Consider the following 18,909-nt stretch of genomic DNA (forward strand, 5'->3'; position numbering starts at 1 on the left):
GGCCACGGTGTACTTGGCGCGGCCGGAATGGAACCACTCACGGGTCAGCCGGTTGCGATCCAGCGGGAACACACCATTGAGGAAGGTGTCCCACTGCTGAACCGTCAGGGTCCGATCCTGACCATCGACCAGGCTCAGTTCATTGTCCAGACCCGCATGAGAAATGCCGGTGCTCGTAAACAGCGCCGCGATGGCTGCAACCATCGCGACCAGCACCCGACTGAATGCCTTCATGTTCTCCCTAGCTATGTCGCCGGCGCTCCCGGAGGGCCCACCGTTTGTGGAGGCGTCCCGGCCCCCGCAGACCGTACCGCCGCGCAAGACCAACATGTGATGTGGATTAGGAACTCCACACGTCGCTCTTACTTAATGCTCATCGTTGACACGAGGAACATAACGGGAGGGCATCCGAGCGGCAACGCAAGCACATATCCGCGGGGCCGCATACGTTCAATCGATCAAAATTTGCTGAATGCCGGCTGGGAGATGTCGCACAGGGTCGCGGTGCTGCAAGTTGGCCCGCGGGGCAATGCTGTGACGCCGTTCGCCTTGGTAACAACCTGAGGTCCAGACCACACTGCCTTACAGGGTTTTCCTGCCTTACAAGCCGCTCATCTATTCATCCATGATGAGGCGGAATGTTGTTCTGCAGCCACCGGTCGCGGTCGGCATCGTCGTCCGGCGAAGCGATGTCGCGTTCCTCGGGAGCGATCTCCGGGAGGGCCTCACCGAAGATCTTGTTAACTGCGTGGCGGGACATTTTGTTCGCTTCCGGCATCAGGATTCCCCCTTGTGACGAAGATCACATTCCAAGTCGAGCGGTGTGCAACGCCCGTTAACCTGCCCTTAACCAGCATGAACGCTGGGCGCGACATTCGCCAACAAACGGAAACGGCGGCCGATGGCCGCCGTTTCCGCTTGCGTTCAGATCTCCAAACTTGATAACTGGCCGATCACCTGCGCAGCCAGCGGCCCGAGGGTGGCCATACCGTCACGCACCGCTGCACGGGACCCGGCGATATTCACCACCAGCGTGCTGCCCGAGACTCCGCACAGCCCGCGCGACAGCCCCGCATCGACGATGCCCGCGGAGAGGCCCGATGCCCGCAGCGCCTCGGCGATGCCCAGCAGCTCGCGGTCGAGGATGTCGAGGGTGGCTTCTGGCGTCACGTCGCGCGGTGTCACCCCCGTACCACCGACCGACACCACCAGATCGACGCCGCCGATGACCGCGGTGTTCAGCGCGTTGCGGATCTCGACTTCATCCGCGGCCACCACCACGACCCCGTCGACGACGAAACCGGCCTCACCCAACAACTCTGTGACCAACGGACCGCTGTGGTCTTCCTCGCCGTGTGCGGTGCGATCATCGACGACGACGACGAGCGCCCGGCCCACCAACTCCCCTGGCTGTTCCATGCCTGCAACCGTATATCCGGCGGCAGACAACGGTGTAGCCAGACGCAGTGTGGCCATCCCGCCGGGCCCGGTAAGTGTGGTCACTGCTCGGCCCTGCCGAGGGTGACCTCGATGGTCTGCGGCTTGCCGCCCTGGTCGAGGAAGGTCAGCGTGACCTTGTCGCCGGGGGCCTTGGACCGCACGGCGGCGACAAGCGCGTCAGCGCTGCCGATGACCCGTTCGTCGACCTTCGTGACCACCACACCGCTGGGAAGACCCGCTGCTGCGGCTGCTCCACCGTTGGTGACCTCGACGATCTTGGCGCCGTCACTGGTGGTGTCATTGCTGACCTGCACACCCAGCGACGCGTGCGAGGCCGTGCCGTTCTGGATCAGCTCGTCGGCGATCCGCTTGGCCTGGTCCACCGGGATCGCGAAGCCGAGGCCGATCGACCCGCTCTGCGCCTGCGGCGAATCCCCGCCCATGGTGGCGATCGCCGAGTTGATCCCGACCAGTTCGCCGTTCATGTTGACCAGAGCGCCACCGGAGTTACCCGGGTTGATCGCAGCGTCGGTCTGGATGGCGTCGAGCACGGTGTTCTGGTTGCGGGCGTCGCCGCCGGCGGCGACCGGGCGGTTCAGCGCACTGACGATGCCGGTGGTGACCGTGCCTTCGAGTCCGAGCGGTGAACCGACCGCCACCACATCCTGACCCACCCGGAGGTTGGCCGAGGAGCCGAGCGTGATGGGGGTGAGGCCCGAGACGTCCTGTGCGCGTACCACCGCGATGTCGCTGCTCGGGTCGGTACCCACGACGGTGAACGACTTGGTGGTCCCGTCGGAGAAGGTCACCTTGGTCTGCGCGCCGGGCGGCGCCGGCGCCCCGCCCGGTACCGGCGCGGGGCCGGGCCCGCCCGGCTTGGCGGCCTGCACGACGTGGTTGTTGGTGAGGATCAGGCCGTCGGCGGTGAGGATGATGCCGGAGCCCTCCTCGGAAGCGCGACCCAGGTCGGTCTCGAGCTTGACCACACTCGGCACCACCTTGGCCGCCACCTGCTCCACCGAACCCGGCGGCAGGGCCGCGGCGGGGACGGTCGGTGCGGCACCGAGGCCTTGCGTGCCCAGACGCGGATGGTCGTCGTGTACGAAGGTTGCGACACCGCCACCGATGCCTGCCGACACCACGGCCACGGCGAGCGCGCCGGCCACGAGGCCGTTCTTGGACCGCTTTTTCGCGGGGACGGGCTGCGGGCCGACCGGAATCCGGTACGGGTCGTACGGCGCACGGTAGGCCTGCGGCTGCGGCTGGTGTTGCGGTGTCTGGTGTTGCTGCGTCTGGTGCGACTGCTGCGGGGGCGGCAGTTGTTGCTGCTGCTGCGACGGCTGTTGACGCGCGTAGCGCCAGTCGTAGGGCTGTGACTGGTAAGGATCAGGACGCGCACCGGCGTATCCGGGGGCGCCGCCGGGATGCTGCTCCGGCTGCTGGGGGTACCTCGGGTGGTTCGTCATTGTGCTGCGTGCTCTTCTCTTGTAAAAGGTCCGCCGGCCAGTCACGCCGATCCGGTCCGACCCGTATGTCCAACCCTCGTATCCGTCACTTCGTCAAACGAAGTGGTGGTCACTCAGGTTGCCCAGATGGGCTGAGAATCCACTTAGAGATTTCTGGTCCATCCATGACTGGTCCCCCGACCACCTCAACTGTCTCACTTTTTCTCCGCGCCGACGGTGTGCCCGCCACCGGCCGGGTGCACGTGTGTCGCATCGGCATTCGAGATCGGCTGCCCTGGCAGCACCATGTGAAACGACGCCCCCGGCGGGGTGCCACCCGGCACGGTGTCGTCGATGTGCAGGGCACCGCCGTGCTTGAGCACCACCTGCTGGACGATAGCCAATCCGAGGCCGGATCCCGGCATCGCCCTGGCCGCATCGGATCGGTAGAACCGCTCGAACACCAGCGCGCGTTCCTGCGGAGGGATACCGGGCCCATGATCGGAGACCACCAGCTCGGCATGTGTCGGATCGATCTGGCGCAACCGGACGCCGACCGCCCCGCCGGCCGGACTCCACTTGGCGGCGTTGTCGAGCAGGTTGAGCACGGCGCGGCCGAGTCCGGGCGCATCGCCGAATACCTGCCAGCCGATGACATCGACGTCGAAGTCGATGTCATTGCGACGCCGCCGGACCCGCTCCAGGCTGCGGTCGACGACCTCGGACATGTCGACCGGTTCGGGGGTGATGCCGCCCGCGTCGTCGCGGGTGAGGTCGACGAGGTCGCCGACGAGGGTGGAGAGCTCCTCGATCTGGGCGATCACGTCCTGCTGCAACCCATCCATCTCGTCCCTGGGCAGCGGCGGCGCCCCGGGCGCCTGCGAGGCCATCAACAGTTCGACGTTGGTGCGCAGCGAGGTCAGCGGGGTTCTCAGCTCATGCCCGGCGTCGGAGACCAGCCTGGACTGGCGTTCCCGCGATTCGGCCAACGCCCGCAACATCATGTTGAACGCCTCGGTGAGCCGGGCGAGCTCGTCGCTGCCGACCACCGGGATGGGCCGCAGGTCGTCGGTACGGGCGACCCGCTCCGCGGCTTCGGTGAGTCTGCCCACCGGTCTGAGCCCGGCTCGGGCCACGGCTCCACCGGCCATGGCCGCCACTGCCACGCCGACACCTCCGACGATGAGCAGCACCGTGCCCAGGCGTCGCAGCACTTGGACAGTGGGCGCCAGGCTCTTCGAGATCAGCAGGGAGCTGCCGTTGGCCAGGTGCACCGCGAGCACCCGCTGGTGGTTGGCGGTGCGCAGGGACATCAGCAGCTCGCCCGAGATGACGTCCTTCTCGGCCGTGCCCAGTGGCAGCATCTGGCCCTGCTGATTGGCGGTGTAGATGGATCGGCCCGGGATCACCAGCATCGCGTTGACATCGGAGTACGCGGTGCCCTCGATCGCCTTGCCTGGGTCGGCTGCCAGCGATCCGCTCTCGATGAGCAGCCGGGCGCGGCTGTGCAGCTGGTTGTCGAGATCGTCGTAGAGCGCACGGGACACCACCGCGTAGACGGCGACGGCCATCAGCACGACCACCATGGCCACCATCGACATCGCCAGCATCATCACGCGCCAGCGCAGTGACAGTGAGCTGGTGTTTCGGAGGACGGCGGCAGGCCGCCCGATGTTCAAGGGGGTGGTGCGACCGTCGTTGTCGTTGAGCGCCATCAAATCAGGGGGGTGTTTCGCGCAGCACGTAGCCGACGCCGCGCACGGTGTGGATCAGTCGAATCTCACCTTCGGCCTCGGTCTTGCGCCGCAGGTAGCCGATGTAGACCTCAAGCGCATTGCCGGAGGTCGGGAAGTCAAAGCCCCAGACCTCTTCGAGGATGCGGCTGCGGGTGAGCACCCGGCGCGGGTTGGCGATGAGCATTTCCAGCAGCGAGAACTCGGTGCGGGTGAGGCTGATCTGACGCTGGCCGCGGGTCACCTCGCGGGTCACCGGGTCCAGGGTCAGATCCGAGAAAGACATCTTCTGCGAATCGGCGCCGTCGTCGCTGACGGTCCGGCGCAGCAACGCCCGCATCCGCGCCAGCAGCTCCTCGAGCGCAAACGGCTTGGGCAGGTAGTCATCCGCACCGGCGTCCAGCCCGGCGACCCGCTCAGAGACCGAGTCACGGGCCGTCAGCACCAGGATCGGCAGGTCGTCACCGGTGCTACGGAGCTGCCGGCACACCTCCAGCCCGTCCAGCCGGGGCATCATCACGTCCAAAACCACAGCGTCGGGCCGGTCATTGGAAATCGCCTCGAGCGCTTCTACCCCATCCTGGGCGAGCTCGACCGAATATCCGTTGAAAGAAAGCGACCGGCGCAGGGATTCGCGCACAGCGCGATCGTCGTCCACGACAAGTATGCGCACAGGCCCAGTTTCAACCCGCTGTCTGAGAGTGGGCTGAGAGGCGCGCCGCAAATTCTCCGAGCGTTTTCGTGGCGCGTACAGCCCCTGGACACGACAAAAAGCGCTATCGCGAGCGATAGCGCTTTTTGAAGAAGTCTCTGCGGTTCTAGCGCTTGTCGAGGTCGACCAGGCCGAGACGGGCGGCCTTGAGCAGACGGCGCGGCACCTTGTGCTGCTGACCGGCGACACTGACGCCGACGAGACCGGTGGCCTCGGCCTTCCACTGCGCGCGCCGGCTACGGGTGTTCGCGCGCGACATTCTGCGCTTGGGCACAGCCATGACGTGCATCTCCTTGCTCTGGGTTGTTGCCGCGCGAATCGAAATGAGCTCACCGGCGGCGACGATTAGGTACAGAGTAACGGTTGACCTGGCGCTCCTCCAAAACGCAGCTCCACGGCCCTGCCCCAAGCGCTCCGCGGCCGTTACGCCGAGGGCTCCGCGCCCCATCCGCCCCTTCCGCCGAGATTGATGTCAGGGACAAAAATCCGGCCGATTCCGTCCCTGACATCAATCTCGATGGCATGTCGGTGCGGGGTGCGAGCATGCCGCAATGACGGCAATGGCCAGGGTGTTCATGGGCAGCGAAGCGTTGGCCGAGGGGCTCGTGACGCGCAACGGCCTCAGGCATCACTACCAACGGATTTTTCCCGACGTGTATGCACCAGCCGAACCCACGCTGCGTGACCGAACCATTGGCGCCTGGCTGTGGTCGAGGCGCCGGGCGGTGATCGCGGGGGTCGCCGCATCCGCGCTGCACGGGGCCTCCTACGTCGATGCCGACATCCCGATCGAACTCATCTGGCGCAACGGCCGCCCACCCAGCGGATTGATCGTGCGCAACGAGACGCTCGCCGACGACGAGATCAAACGAGTGGTCGGACTGCCGGTGACCACACCGGTGCGGACGGCGTTCGACCTGGGCCGTCACCTCCCACGCGATGACGCCGTCGCCCGCATCGACGCTTTGGCGTGGACTCTCCAGGTCACCGCCGACGACGTCACCCCGCTCATCGACCGCTACCCGCGGATCCGTGGGATCCGGGCCCTCAAAGTGGCGTTGCCTCTGGTCGACTCCGGCGCCGATTCACCGCGCGAGACTTGGCTGCGCCTGCAATTGACCGACGCCGGACTGCCGCCCGACCAGACCCAGATCGTGGTGATCCAAGGACGCGGCCGCATCGTCGCAAAGTTGGTCATGGGCTGGGAGCGGTTCATGGTCGGGGTCAGTTACGACGGCATCTTCCACCAGTCGGACCGCAGGCGTTATGTGCAGGACCAGAAGACCCTACGGAAGCTGGAGGCCATGGGCTGGATCGTCATCCGCGTGATCGCCGAGGACAACATCGTCGACGTCCTCGCGCGGGTCGAGCAGGCGCTGCGCAGCCGCGGCTGGCATCCAGATTGCATTCAGGGACAAATCGCCGCCTGATTCCGTCCCTGGACGCAATCTGGTGGGTGGATCCCGGGTCGGACACCCCTTGACGTGGTACCGGCGGTACCCGCTAACCTACCGGTTGGTTGGTCCCTTTCAGCGTTGACGGGAGTACGTGTGCCACCAGTAGTACGGATCGGCAACTGTTCGGGGTTTTACGGCGACCGGCTGTCGGCCATGCACGACATGCTCGCCGGTGGGGAGCTGGACTATCTGACCGGCGATTATCTCGCCGAGCTCACCATGCTGATCCTGGCCCGCGACCGGGCCAAGAATCCCGAGCGCGGCTACGCCAAGACCTTCCTCACCCAGCTCGAGCAGTCACTGGGGCTGGCACTGGAGAAGGGCGTGAAGATCGTGGCCAACGCCGGCGGGCTGAACCCCGCGGGGCTGGCCGTCGCCATCCGGGCCCTGGCCGAACGGCTGGGTCTCGACGTCAACGTCGCCCACGTCGAGGGCGACGACCTCGTGGGCCGCGCTTCCGAACTCGGGCTCGGCACTCCCCTCGCGGCGAACGCCTACCTGGGCGCGTGGGGCATCGTCGACTGCCTCAATTCCGGTGCCGACGTCGTCGTCACCGGCCGCGTGACGGACGCGTCGGTGATCGTCGGGCCCGCGGCCGCGCACTTCGGTTGGAAGACCACCGATTACGACGCACTCGCCGGGGCGGTGGCCGCCGGTCACGTGATCGAGTGCGGCACTCAGGCCACCGGTGGCAATTACTCGTTCTTCTCCGAAATCCCAGATCTGGCCCGGCCCGGCTTCCCCATCGCCGAGATCTCCGCCGACGGCTCGTCGGTGATCACCAAACACGCCGGCACCGGCGGGCAGGTCAGCGTCGGCACGGTGACCGCGCAGCTGCTCTACGAGATCACCGGGGCGCGTTACGCCAATCCCGATGTGACGCTCCGGGTGGACTCGGTGCAGTTGAGCCAGGACGGTCCCGACCGCGTCGGCATCTCCGGGGTGACGGGCGAAGCCCCGCCCCCGACGCTGAAGGTGTCGTGCAACAGCATCGGCGGGTTCCGCAACGCCGCCACCTTCGTGCTGACCGGCCTGGACATCGAAGCCAAGGCGGCGCTCATCCGCAGCCAGTTGGAGGCCGGCATCAAAGTCCGTCCCGCCGAGCTGGAGTGGAACCTGGCCCGCACCGACCATCCGGACGCCGACACCGAGGAAGCCGCCAGCGCTTTGTTGCACTGTGTGGTCCGCGACCCCGACCCCAACCTTGTCGGCCGCCAATTTTCCGCGGCGGGCGTGGAACTCGCGCTGGCGAGCTACCCGGGATTCACCACCACGGCGCCGCCGGGCGACGGTCAGATCTACGGCGTGTTCGTACCCGGTTATGTCGACGCCACCGAGGTGCCGCACATCGCCGTGCATGCCGACGGCACCCGGATCGGTATCGCTCCGGCAGCCGAAACACTCTCGCTGTCACCGGTTTCCGACCCGGCCCTGCCCGAGGAGCTCCCCGAAGGCCCCACCCGACGCGCCGCACTCGGCACGATCGCCGGCGCCCGCAGCGGCGACAAGGGCGGGTCGGCCAACGTGGGCGTCTGGGTGCGGACCGACGAGCAGTGGCGCTGGCTGGCCCACGCCCTGACGGTCGAGCGGCTTCGTGAATTGCTGCCCGAGACAGCCGAGCTTCCGGTCACCCGGCATCTGCTGCCCAATCTGCGGGCCGTGAACTTTGTGATCGAAGGCATTCTCGGCCAGGGCGTCGCATATCAGGCCCGGTTCGATCCACAGGCCAAAGGGCTGGGCGAATGGTTGCGCAGCCGTCATCTCGATATCCCGGAAAGGTTGCTGTGACCGGCATCTGGAATACCCCCGAACGCGAATCGCTGCGCAAGACGGTGCGCAGTTTCGCCGAGCGTGAGGTGCTGCCCCACGCCGCCGAGTGGGAACGCACCGGCGAACTCCCGCGCGAGCTGCACCGCAAGGCCGGCGAGGCCGGACTGCTCGGAGCCAATTTCCCCGAGTCTGTCGGCGGTGGCGGCGGCGACGGAGCCGACGCGGTGATCATCTGCGAGGAAATGCATTACGCCGGCTCGCCCGGCGGCGTGTTCGCCTCGCTGTTCACCTGCGGCATCGCGGTGCCGCACATGATCGCCTCGGGTGACGAGCGGCTGATCGAGACGTATGTGAAGCCGACGCTGCGTGGGGATCTCATCGGGTCGTTGGCCATCACCGAACCCGGCGGCGGCTCCGATGTCGGGCACCTCACCACCCGCGCAGTTCGAGACGGCGACGACTACATCCTCAACGGCGCCAAGACCTACATCACCTCGGGCGTACGCGCCGACTACGTCGTCACCGCCTCGCGCACCGGCGGCCCTGGTGCTGCGGGCGTCTCGCTGATCGTGGTCGACAAGCCCACCCCGGGCTTTGAGGTCAGCCGCAAGCTCGACAAGATGGGTTGGCGCTCAAGCGATACCGCCGAGCTGTCCTACACCGATGTCCGGGTGCCGGTAGCCAACCTGATCGGCGCGGAGAACTCCGGCTTCTTCCAGATCGCCGCGGCATTCGTGTCCGAGCGGGTCGGCCTGGCCGTCCAGGCGTACGCCAGTGCCCAGCGCTGCCTGGATCTGACCGTCGAGTGGTGCCGTAACCGCGAGACCTTCGGCAAGCCACTGATCTCCCGGCAGTCGGTGCAGAACACGCTGGCCGAGATGGCCCGCCGGATCGACGTGGCCCGGGTGTATACGCGCCATGTGGTCGAGCGGCAGCTCGCGGGTGAAGAGAATCTGATCACCGAGGTGTGTTTCGCCAAGAACACCGCTGTGGAGACCGGGGAATGGGTCGCCAACCAGGCCGTCCAGTTGTTCGGCGGGATGGGCTATATGGCCGAATCCGAGGTCGAACGTCAGTACCGTGACATGCGCATCCTGGGTATCGGCGGTGGCACCACCGAGATCCTGACCTCCTTGGCCGCAAAGACATTGGGGTTCCAGTCGTGACGACACTGAAATCAACAATCGATCCCCGCTCCCCCGGGTTCACCGAGGCCGCCGAAGCGATGGCGGTCAAGCTCACCGAACTCGACACCGAGCACGCCAAGGCCCTGGCCGGTGGCGGCCCCAAGTACGTCGACCGCCATCACGGCCGTGGCAAGCTCACTGCCCGCGAGCGCGTCGAACTGCTGCTGGACCCGGACGCACCGTTCCTCGAGCTGAGCCCACTGGCCGCCTGGGGCAGTGATTTCACCGTGGGCGCCAGCGTCGTCTGCGGCATCGGTGCCGTCGAGGGCGTCGAGTGCCTGATCGTCGCGAACGATCCGACGGTCAAGGGCGGCACCAGCAATCCGTGGACGCTCAAGAAGATCCTGCGCGCCAACCAGATCGCGATGGAGAACCGGCTGCCGGTGGTCTCCCTCGTGGAGTCCGGTGGCGCCGATCTGCCGACGCAGAAGGAGATCTTCATCCCGGGCGGGCAGATGTTCCGCGATCTGACCCGGCTGTCAGCGGCCGGCATCCCGACCGTCGCGCTGGTGTTCGGCAACTCGACGGCCGGCGGCGCCTACGTGCCGGGCATGTCGGATCACGTCGTGATGATCAAGGAACGCTCCAAGGTGTTCCTGGCCGGGCCGCCGCTGGTGAAGATGGCCACGGGCGAGGAGTCCGACGACGAGTCGCTGGGCGGTGCCGAGATGCACGCCCGCACTTCGGGTCTGGGTGACTACCTTGCCAACGATGAGCTCGACGCGATCCGGATCGGCCGGCGCATCGTGGCCCGGCTGAACTGGCGCAAGAAGGGACCCGTTCCCGCACCGGTCGTCGAGCCGAAGTTCGACCCGGAGGAACTCATCGGCATCGTGCCCGCCGATCTGCGCATCCCGTTCGATCCGCGCGACGTGATCGCCCGCATCGTCGACGGCTCCGATTTCGACGAGTTCAAGCCGTTGTACGGATCGTCACTGGTGACGGGGTGGGCCACGCTGTACGGCTACCCGGTGGGCATCCTGGCCAACGCCCGCGGGGTGCTGTTCAGCGAAGAGTCGCAGAAGGCAACCCAGTTCATCCAGCTGGCCAACCGGTCCGACACCCCACTTCTGTTCCTGCACAACACCACCGGCTACATGGTGGGTAAGCAGTACGAAGAGGGCGGCATGATCAAGCACGGATCGATGATGATCAACGCGGTGTCCAATTCGACGGTGCCGCACATCTCACTGCTGCTCGGCGCCTCCTACGGCGCGGGCCACTACGGCATGTGCGGGCGCGCGTATGACCCGCGGTTCCTGTTCGCCTGGCCATCGTCCAAGTCCGCGGTGATGGGCGGCACGCAGCTGGCCGGCGTGCTCTCGATCGTCAGCCGCGCCGCTGCCGAGGCCCGCGGTCAGGCGGTCGACGAGGCCGCTGACGCCGCGCTGCGGGCAGCGGTCGAGGCCCAGATCGAGGCGGAGTCGCTGCCGATGTTCCTGTCCGGCCGGCTCTACGACGACGGGGTGATCGATCCTCGCGACACCCGCACGGTGCTGGGAATGTGCCTGAGCGCCATCGCCAATGCCCCGATCGAGGGGACGTCGAACTTCGGCGTCTTCAGGATGTGACCGATGAGCGCTTGCGCGAAGAGCAGAGGACTCGAACAGTGATCACTAAAATCCTCGTCGCGAACCGCGGCGAGATCGCCCGCCGGGTCTTCGAGACCTGTCGCCGCCTGGGCATCGGGACCGTCGCGGTGTACACCGATCCTGACGCCGGCTCGCCCCACGTCGCCGAGGCCGACGCCCGGGTTCGCCTGGAGGGCAACAACGGCTACCTCGATTCCGCTCAGATCATCGCCGCGGCCAAGGCTTCCGGCGCCGACGCCGTCCACCCCGGCTACGGGTTCCTCTCCGAGAACCCCGATTTCGCCGCCGCGGTGATCGACGCCGGGCTGACCTGGATCGGGCCGCCGGTGAACGCCGTGCAGGCCATGGGGTCCAAGATCGAGGCCAAGAAGATGATGGCCGCGGCCGGTGTGCCCGTGCTGGCCGAACTTGACCCGTCCACCGTGACGGCCGATCAGCTGCCTGTGTTGGTGAAGGCCTCCGCCGGCGGTGGCGGCCGCGGCATGCGCGTGGTGCGTGAACTGTCCGATCTGCCAAGCGAAGTGGCCGCGGCCCAGCGTGAGGCGCAGTCGGCGTTCGGTGACCCGACGGTGTTCTGTGAGCGCTACCTGGCCGCCGGACACCATGTCGAGGTGCAGGTGCTGGCCGATTCGCACGGCACGGTGTGGTCGGTCGGCGAGCGCGAGTGCTCGATCCAGCGGCGTCACCAGAAGGTCATCGAGGAGGCGCCCTCTCCCCTCGTCGAGCGCACCCCGGGAATGCGGGAGAAGCTCTTCGACGCCGCCCGACTGGCCGCCGAGGCGATCGGCTACGCCGGCGCCGGAACCGTCGAGTTCATGGCGGACGAGAAGGGCGACTTCTTCTTCCTGGAGATGAACACCCGGCTGCAGGTGGAACATCCCGTCACCGAGGCCACCACCGGGCTGGATCTCGTCGAGCTGCAGATCGTGGTCGCCGACGGCGGCAGGCTCGATGCGGAGCCCCCGGCCTCCCGCGGTTCATCGATCGAGGTGCGGCTCTACGCCGAGGATCCGGCCAAGAGCTGGCAGCCCCAGGCCGGCACGGTGCACCGGTTCGAGGTGCCCGGGAACGTGCGTGTCGATACCGGTATCGAGGACGGCTCGGTGGTGTCGATCTTCTACGACCCCATGCTGGCCAAGGTCATCTCGTACGCCCCCACCCGTCGTCAGGCCGCGACCGTGCTGGCCGATGCGTTGACCCGCACCCGGATTCACGGACTGCGCACCAACCGCGATCTGCTGGTGAACGTGCTGCGGCATCCGGCATTCCTGGATGGGGCCACCGACACGGCGTTCTTCGACACGCACGGCCTCGATATTCTGGCCGCCCCACTGGCCGACGCCGGTGTGGTGGCGCTATCGGCGCTCGCCGCCGCCCTGGCCGACGCCGCGCACAACCGCAGCAGCGCCAAGGTTTTCGGTGCGGCACCGAGCGGCTGGCGCAACCTGGCGTCGGGCTATCAGTCGCGCACGTACCGCGATGCCGCGGGTGACGACGTTCCGGTGCGCTACCGGTTCACCCGCACCGGGGTCGAGTTGCCCGACGATGAGGGCGTTTCGCTCCTGTCGGCGACGCCGGACCGCGTGGTGCTGTCCGTGAACGGGGTTGACCGCACGTTCGATGTGACGACCTATGGCGATCAGGTGTTCGTCGACTCACCGCTGGGTCCGGTCCAGCTCACCGCGGCGCCCCGCTTCCCCGATCCGGACGACGCGGTCGCGCACGGCTCACTGCTGGCACCGATGCCCGGTTCGGTGGTGCGGGTCGGCGCCGCCGTCGGCGATACCGTCACCGCCGGACAGCCCCTGATCTGGCTCGAGGCCATGAAGATGGAGCACACCATCGCCGCCCCCGAGGATGGGGTGCTGGCCGAACTCAATGTCGCCGCAGGCCAGCAGGTCGAGGTCGGCGCCATCCTTGCCCGAGTAGAGAACCCTGAAGGAGAACAGTCATGAGCTTCATCGAAACCGAGGAACAGAAGGCGCTGCGTCAGGCGGTGGCTGCGATGGTCGCCAACTACGGGCAGGACTACTACCTGGAGAAGGCCCGCGCCGGTGAGCACACCACCGAATTGTGGAATGAGGCAGGCAAACTCGGCTTCATCGGGGTGAACCTGCCCGAGGAGTATGGCGGCGGCGGGGCCGGCATGTACGAACTGTCCCTGGTGATGGAGGAGATGGCGGCCGGTGGTTCGGCGCTGCTGATGATGGTGGTCTCCCCCGCCATCAACGGCACGATCATCTCCAAGTTCGGTACCGAGGAGCAGAAGAAGCGCTGGATCCCCGGCATCGCGGACGGGTCGATCACGATGGCCTTCGCGATCACCGAGCCTGATGCGGGATCCAACAGCCACCGGATCACCACCACCGCCCGTCGCGACGGCAGCGATTGGATCCTCAAGGGCCAGAAGACGTTCATCTCCGGCATCGACCAGGCCCAGGCCGTGCTCGTCGTCGGCCGCACCGAGGACCACAAGACCGGCAATCTCAAGCCTGCACTGTTCGTCATTCCGACGGATACCCCGGGCCTGAGCTGGACCGCGATCGACATGGAGATCATCAGTCCGGAGAGCCAGTTCCAGGTGTTCTTCGACGACGTGCGACTGCCGGCCGATGCGCTGGTCGGTTCGGAGGACGCCGCGATCGCCCAATTGTTCGCGGGCCTGAATCCCGAGCGGATCATGGGTTCGGCCATGGCTGTCGGCACCGGCCGGCTGGCCATCGCCAAGGCGACCGACTATCTGAAGACCCGCCAGGTCTGGAAGGTTCCGATCGGCTCACATCAGGGCCTGTCGCACCCACTGGCACAGACCCACATCGAGGTCGAACTGGCCAAGCTGATGATGCAGAAGGCCGCCACTCTGTACGACGCCCGTGATGACTTCGGCGCTGCGGAAGCCGCCAACATGGCCAAGTACGCCGCAGGCGAGGCCTCGGTGCGTGCGGTGGATCAGGCCGTGCAGTCCCTCGGCGGCAACGGCCTGACCAAGGAGTACGGCATCGCCGCAGCCGTCACCGCGTCGCGGTTGGCCCGCATCGCACCAGTGAGCCGGGAGATGATCCTGAACTTCGTCGCCCAGACATCGCTCGGCCTGCCGCGCTCCTACTGACGAGGCCGTACTGACGATGACGTCTTTAGTCCACTACCGGGTTCACGGCGCCGTTGCGCGTCTGACGCTCGATTCCCCGCACAACCGCAATGCGTTGTCGACGGCCCTGGTGGAGCAGTTGCACCAGGGCCTGGCGGACGCCGCCGATGAGCCCGGCGTCCGGGTGGTGGTCCTCGATCACACCGGCGGAACGTTCTGTGCAGGAGCTGATCTCAGCGAGGCCGCTGGTCAGGACCCCGGTGAGATTGCGGTGGACCGGGCCCGGGAGATGACCCGGACGCTGCGGACCATCCTGGAGCTTCCGGTTCCGGTGATCGGCGCGATCGACGGCCACGTGCGCGCCGGCGGGATGGGCCTGATCGGCGCGTGCGATCTCGTCGTGGCCGGCCCGAAGAGCACGTTCGCGTTGACCGAGGCGCGTATCGGCGTTGCGCCCTCGATCATCTCGCTGACGCTGTTGCCGAAGATGTCACCGCGCTCGGCGGGCCGCTACTTCGTCACCGGCGAGAAGTTCGGCCCGACCGAGGCGGCCGAGATCGGTCTGATCACGCAGGCCGCGGACGACGTCGAGGCGGCCGTGGCCGCGCTGACCGCCGAGATCGCAAAGGGTTCCCCTCAGGGGTTGGCTGCGTCGAAGGCGTTGACCACAGCTTCGATCCTGCGTCAGTTCGACGCGGATGCCGAAGCGCTGACACGGCAGTCGGCGCAGCTGTTCGTCTCCGATGAGGCCCGCGAAGGCATGATGGCGTTCCTGCAGAAGCGCCCCCCGAATTGGATCGGCTGAGATTCAGCAGTCCGGCCAGAGTTGGACGCGGATGACCACGCGCGTTTGTGCCGCTCGCGTGAGTTCATCCGCGTCGAACTTTCCGTGCCTGCTCCGCCGCACGTGGTGAAACCGCGCATCCCGCGGCCTGGCCGCCAGGAAACTCTCTATTACCGGAATGTTGGCGACGCCGGTCGACGCCTCGGCGTATCCGCGAAAGCGGCTCCGCTGCAACAACACGGCGACATCGGCACCGCCGCGTAGGTTCTTCCACCAGGCGTTGTCGATTCCCGTGATACACGTGAGGACGGCGCCGTCAGCGACGTAGCTGACCGGGATCTCGTAGCTTCGACCGGTCCGACGGCCCGTCACGGTGAGGATCATCATCGTGTCGCTCAGACAGCCTTGCGCCGGACTCCGCAGCACGGTCTTGACCAGTGGCGTGACAGCCCTGACCAGCAGCCGCAGATAAGCCGGCGGGGCAGAACTCTCAGTCATTCTCTTCGGGTCACTTGTCGTGTGCGGCGATGCCGTTGAGCAATCTCTCAAGTGCGGCAATCGAATCCCGGCTTTCTCGCTCGGGGTCCGCGGAGCGAGCGACGGTCATCGCCGCCTCGCACATCGCGCCGTGGAGGAGATGCGCGAGGGGTTCCACGCGCTGCTCGGGCAGGTGACCGTCGGCGATCACCTGGCTCAGCCCCAGTCGCAGCAGCGACGTGACGTGTTCGTCTTCGAGGTCCCGCATGGATTCCCAGCCGAGAACGGCGGGCGCGTCGATCAAGGTGATGCGTTGAACGCCGGGGTCGAGTACCGCATCGAAGAACCCGCGACAGCCGCGGAGGAATCGCTGCCAGCTGCCCTTGGCGCCCCTGGCCGCGTGGTTGACCGCTTCACCTATCGCGCGCTGTTCGTTTTCGAAGACCGCTGCGAACAGGCCGCGCTTGCCCTCGAAATGGTGGTAGAGCGCGCCTTTGGTCATGCCGGCGCGTTCGGCGACGTTATCGACGAACGTGTTGTCGTAACCGTCGGCGGCAAACCGCTCGCGCGCCACCACCAGGATCTGGTCGACGGTTGCGCGTGTGCGTTCGGCCTGGGTGCGCGGTCCGGGCATGCCGCCAATCTACACGATTCATACTTGAGGTACATACTCGAAGTATGTTAATACTCGAGGTATGCAAGTTCCACGGCCTCTGCCCGCGCAGCGGGACTTGAGGGCAGCAGACCCCACCAGTGAGAGGACGATTCGATGAACACTGATCAGATCGACGTACTGCGGGATTCCTTGCGCACATATACCGAGGCCAAGAATCGACATGATGTGGACGCGATCATCGCCGCGTACGCACCCGATGGCAGCTACCGGGATTCCGGTATCACTCAAAAGGTTTCGGGCCACGACCAACTGAGGACGTTCTACGAGGCGGTGTTCCGGTCGATCCCCGACTATCAGGGGCAGTTCGACGGCGCGGCTTTCGCCGAGGACACCGCGGTGGCGTGGGGCAGGATGACCGGGACGGTCGGCGACGAGCTTCTCGGTCTACCCACTGTGGCGGGTAGCCGCATCGACGTTCCGGTCACCTTCGTCTGCACGTTCCGCGACGGCCAACTGGCCAGTGACACCGGGTATTTCGATACTCGGGTCCTGCACCGGCAAGTAGGCGTTCCGGCCGCCGAGTCAGAGATCGAGACGTTCGTCGCGGGTTGGACCCAGTTCTGGGCAGCCCCCGGCGACGCCAGTGGGGTTCACGATCTCGTCACCGACGAGGTGATCCTCAACTGGCCAGGCGCCACCGAACCACTCCGCGGCCGTGGCGCGTACGCCGACCGACTGGGCGCCGCCGTCCAACTGATCCCCGATCTGACGTTGTCGGTGGTCGACTATGCCCACCGCGACGGCCTTCTCATGCTCGCCTGGGAAGGCCGCGGGACGATCGGCGGCGAACTGCGGCGATGGCCAGGCGTCGACCAGTTCCGGTTACACGGAACCCGAAGTGCCGAAACCACTGTCGTATTCGATACCCGGGCCGTGGCGCCCTCCGTTCCATCACCCCGTCGCTGAACCGAGGAGACATTCATGCGCGCCATCATGCAGCACGAATGGGACGGCCCCGACTCCGTGCGCCCGGTTGAGGTGCCGGAACCTCGTCCGGCGCCCACAGAGGTGAAGGTCCGGGTTCACGCTGCGGGAGTCAACCCGGTGGACTACTACACAAGCGGAGGCCTGGCCTACAACCGCGTGCTGGACCTGCCCTTCATTCACGGGTGGGACGTGGCTGGTGTGGTCGAAGAGGTGGGCTACGGCGTCACCCGATTCCACGTCGGCGACCGAGTATTCGGCATGCCGTGGTTTCCCCGGCAGGCGGGCGGCTACGCGGAGTTCGTGGCCGCGCCGTCCCGCCACTTCGCCCCCATCCCAACTGGACTGAGCTTCGCCGAAGCTGCCTCACTGCCGCTGGCCGGGCTCACCGCATGGCAGATGCTCATCGACGTGGCCCGACTGACTCCCGGCCGGCGCGTGCTGATCTCCGCCGCCGCCGGCGGCGTGGGCCACCTCGCGGTGCAGATCGCCAAGGCACACGGCGCGTATGTGATCGGCACCGCCCGCACCGCCAAACACGACTTCATCCGCGGTCTGGGCGCCGACGAAGCGGTGGACTACACCACGACTCCGGTCCACGAAGTCGTCAACGACGTGGACATCGTGATCCAGATGTTCGGCGGCGCGGCCGGCCGTGACGCCTTGCGCTGCCTCCGCCCGGGTGGCGTCCTGGTCAGTGCCCAAGCCGCCTGGACTCCCGGCCTGTTCGACCGGGCCCGCGAGTTGAATGTCCACGCCTACGACTACCTCGTCGAACCCGACGCGGCCGGCCTGCAATCCATTGCCGGACTCGTGGCGGACGGACGGCTACGGGTACATGTCGGCGCGCAGTACCCGTTATCCGAAGCGGCGCAGGCGCTGAAGGTGATCGGCGATGGCCGCACCACCGGCAAGATCGTGCTCACCGTCGAGCCCGAGAACTGACCCGGTCGACGGAAACCGCACCGACCGGAAGCGACGCCATCCGGCAGTGGCGGCATCGGGGACAACGCAGGTCAGCCCATGCAGACGGGGCGGGCGATAATTGCCAGTGGCAGCACACCCCGAGGCGTATCTGTCGGATCTGCGGCCGCAGTTCTACCGTTTCCTGTGCGGACGTTATCTGCCGTGCGGTGACCCCCTGAAAGGCCGGAATCATGGCCGATGATCAGAACAAGGCGATTTCCCGACGCATATGGGAGGTATTTGCCTCCGGCGACCTCAGCGAGCTCGACGATCTCGTCGCTCCGACTGCCGCCTTCCACGACACGCAGGATCCGTTCGGCGATCAGCGGGGTCCCGAGCACATGAGAAGCCTCATGGGCATGTATCGGAAGTCGTTCTCCAACATGCGGTTTGACATCAAGATGCAACTCGCCGAGGGCGACTACGTCTGCACGATGATCGAGGCGCAGGGCGACAACACCGGCGAGATCATGGGTCGGCCCGCGACCGGCAAGCACAGTCGGATCAACTTGACCGATGTCGACCGGATCGAAGACGGCAAGATCGCCGAAAGCTGGGTTACCTGGGACACCCTCGGCATGCTGCAGCAGCTCGGCCTGATCCCCGCAGGCGCTCAACAAGCAGCGCCCGCCTGAGCTGATTGCAGTTAAGGGTCCAG

Annotated in this window: 19 protein-coding genes; 10 read left to right on the forward strand and 9 right to left on the reverse strand. The window is 66.6% G+C overall.

Annotation, left to right across the window (positions count from 1 at the left end; genetic code table 11):
- The 7 genes from AC4ELS_RS11400 to rpmF form a co-directional block, all read right to left on the reverse strand.
- Positions 1-234, reverse strand: a 234-nt coding sequence (locus AC4ELS_RS11400) for an MspA family porin (protein ID WP_448457038.1), incomplete at its 3' end; no start/stop codon positions are given.
- A gap of 385 nt (positions 235-619) precedes the next feature.
- Positions 620-778, reverse strand: coding sequence for a hypothetical protein (locus AC4ELS_RS11405; RefSeq protein WP_165609180.1), 159 nt, complete (start codon positions 776-778; stop codon positions 620-622).
- Positions 779-924: 146 nt separating this feature from the next.
- Positions 925-1,476: a MogA/MoaB family molybdenum cofactor biosynthesis protein gene (locus tag AC4ELS_RS11410; RefSeq protein ID WP_370693121.1), complete on the reverse strand. Its 552-nt coding sequence runs from the start codon at positions 1,474-1,476 to the stop codon at positions 925-927.
- A gap of 23 nt (positions 1,477-1,499) precedes the next feature.
- Entirely contained in the window at positions 1,500-2,906 is a 1,407-nt protein-coding gene (locus AC4ELS_RS11415; RefSeq protein WP_498889102.1) for a S1C family serine protease, read from the reverse strand.
- A 194-nt stretch (positions 2,907-3,100) separates the two neighbouring features.
- Complete coding sequence (locus AC4ELS_RS11420; RefSeq protein WP_448441973.1) at positions 3,101-4,600, reverse strand: HAMP domain-containing sensor histidine kinase; 1,500 nt, start codon at positions 4,598-4,600, stop codon at positions 3,101-3,103.
- Between the two features lie 4 nt (positions 4,601-4,604).
- The gene (locus tag AC4ELS_RS11425; protein WP_055117058.1) at positions 4,605-5,291 is read right to left on the reverse strand and encodes a response regulator transcription factor; all 687 of its coding nucleotides are present in this window, start codon (positions 5,289-5,291) and stop codon (positions 4,605-4,607) included.
- A 145-nt stretch (positions 5,292-5,436) separates the two neighbouring features.
- A complete protein-coding gene (gene rpmF, locus AC4ELS_RS11430) occupies positions 5,437-5,610 on the reverse strand; it encodes a 50S ribosomal protein L32 (RefSeq protein WP_044521728.1) in 174 nt (57 codons plus the stop codon).
- 280 nt (positions 5,611-5,890) lie between these two features.
- On the opposite strand from rpmF, the gene AC4ELS_RS11435 reads away from it, so the two are divergent.
- From AC4ELS_RS11435 to AC4ELS_RS11465, 7 genes are all read left to right on the forward strand, one after another.
- Positions 5,891-6,760 carry a type IV toxin-antitoxin system AbiEi family antitoxin gene (locus AC4ELS_RS11435; RefSeq protein WP_499047463.1) on the forward strand — a complete coding sequence of 290 codons (870 nt, stop codon included), beginning with the start codon at positions 5,891-5,893 and terminating at the stop codon, positions 6,758-6,760.
- Between the two features lie 120 nt (positions 6,761-6,880).
- Positions 6,881-8,575, forward strand: a complete 1,695-nt coding sequence (locus AC4ELS_RS11440) for an acyclic terpene utilization AtuA family protein (RefSeq protein ID WP_064882614.1) — start codon at positions 6,881-6,883, stop codon at positions 8,573-8,575.
- A gap of 5 nt (positions 8,576-8,580) precedes the next feature.
- On the forward strand, positions 8,581-9,723 hold the full coding sequence (locus AC4ELS_RS11445) for an acyl-CoA dehydrogenase family protein (RefSeq protein WP_499047465.1): 1,143 nt from the start codon (positions 8,581-8,583) through the stop codon (positions 9,721-9,723).
- A 59-nt stretch (positions 9,724-9,782) separates the two neighbouring features.
- Complete coding sequence (locus AC4ELS_RS11450; RefSeq protein ID WP_499047467.1) at positions 9,783-11,315, forward strand: acyl-CoA carboxylase subunit beta; 1,533 nt, start codon at positions 9,783-9,785, stop codon at positions 11,313-11,315.
- 38 nt (positions 11,316-11,353) lie between these two features.
- On the forward strand, positions 11,354-13,291 hold the full coding sequence (locus AC4ELS_RS11455) for an acetyl/propionyl/methylcrotonyl-CoA carboxylase subunit alpha (RefSeq protein ID WP_499047441.1): 1,938 nt from the start codon (positions 11,354-11,356) through the stop codon (positions 13,289-13,291).
- A complete protein-coding gene (locus AC4ELS_RS11460) occupies positions 13,288-14,445 on the forward strand; it encodes an acyl-CoA dehydrogenase family protein (protein WP_499047443.1) in 1,158 nt (385 codons plus the stop codon). Before AC4ELS_RS11455 ends, AC4ELS_RS11460 begins: the two co-directional genes overlap by 4 nt.
- 16 nt (positions 14,446-14,461) lie before the next feature.
- The gene (locus AC4ELS_RS11465) at positions 14,462-15,229 is read left to right on the forward strand and encodes an enoyl-CoA hydratase family protein (protein ID WP_463792867.1); all 768 of its coding nucleotides are present in this window, start codon (positions 14,462-14,464) and stop codon (positions 15,227-15,229) included.
- Between the two features lie 3 nt (positions 15,230-15,232).
- Here AC4ELS_RS11465 and AC4ELS_RS11470 read toward each other — a convergent pair whose 3' ends face one another.
- Positions 15,233-15,706, reverse strand: coding sequence for a hypothetical protein (locus AC4ELS_RS11470; protein WP_499047445.1), 474 nt, complete (start codon positions 15,704-15,706; stop codon positions 15,233-15,235).
- 10 nt (positions 15,707-15,716) lie between these two features.
- The gene (locus AC4ELS_RS11475; RefSeq protein WP_448441961.1) at positions 15,717-16,319 is read right to left on the reverse strand and encodes a TetR/AcrR family transcriptional regulator; all 603 of its coding nucleotides are present in this window, start codon (positions 16,317-16,319) and stop codon (positions 15,717-15,719) included.
- A 135-nt stretch (positions 16,320-16,454) separates the two neighbouring features.
- On the opposite strand from AC4ELS_RS11475, the gene AC4ELS_RS11480 reads away from it, so the two are divergent.
- From AC4ELS_RS11480 to AC4ELS_RS11490, 3 genes are all read left to right on the forward strand, one after another.
- Complete coding sequence (locus tag AC4ELS_RS11480) at positions 16,455-17,267, forward strand: nuclear transport factor 2 family protein (protein ID WP_499047447.1); 813 nt, start codon at positions 16,455-16,457, stop codon at positions 17,265-17,267.
- A 15-nt stretch (positions 17,268-17,282) separates the two neighbouring features.
- Positions 17,283-18,230 carry an NADP-dependent oxidoreductase gene (locus tag AC4ELS_RS11485; RefSeq protein ID WP_499047449.1) on the forward strand — a complete coding sequence of 316 codons (948 nt, stop codon included), beginning with the start codon at positions 17,283-17,285 and terminating at the stop codon, positions 18,228-18,230.
- Between the two features lie 212 nt (positions 18,231-18,442).
- The gene (locus tag AC4ELS_RS11490) at positions 18,443-18,886 is read left to right on the forward strand and encodes an ester cyclase (protein ID WP_131811644.1); all 444 of its coding nucleotides are present in this window, start codon (positions 18,443-18,445) and stop codon (positions 18,884-18,886) included.
- Positions 18,887-18,909 lie beyond the last annotated feature (23 nt).

The organism is Mycobacterium shunyiense (genome assembly GCF_058270035.1).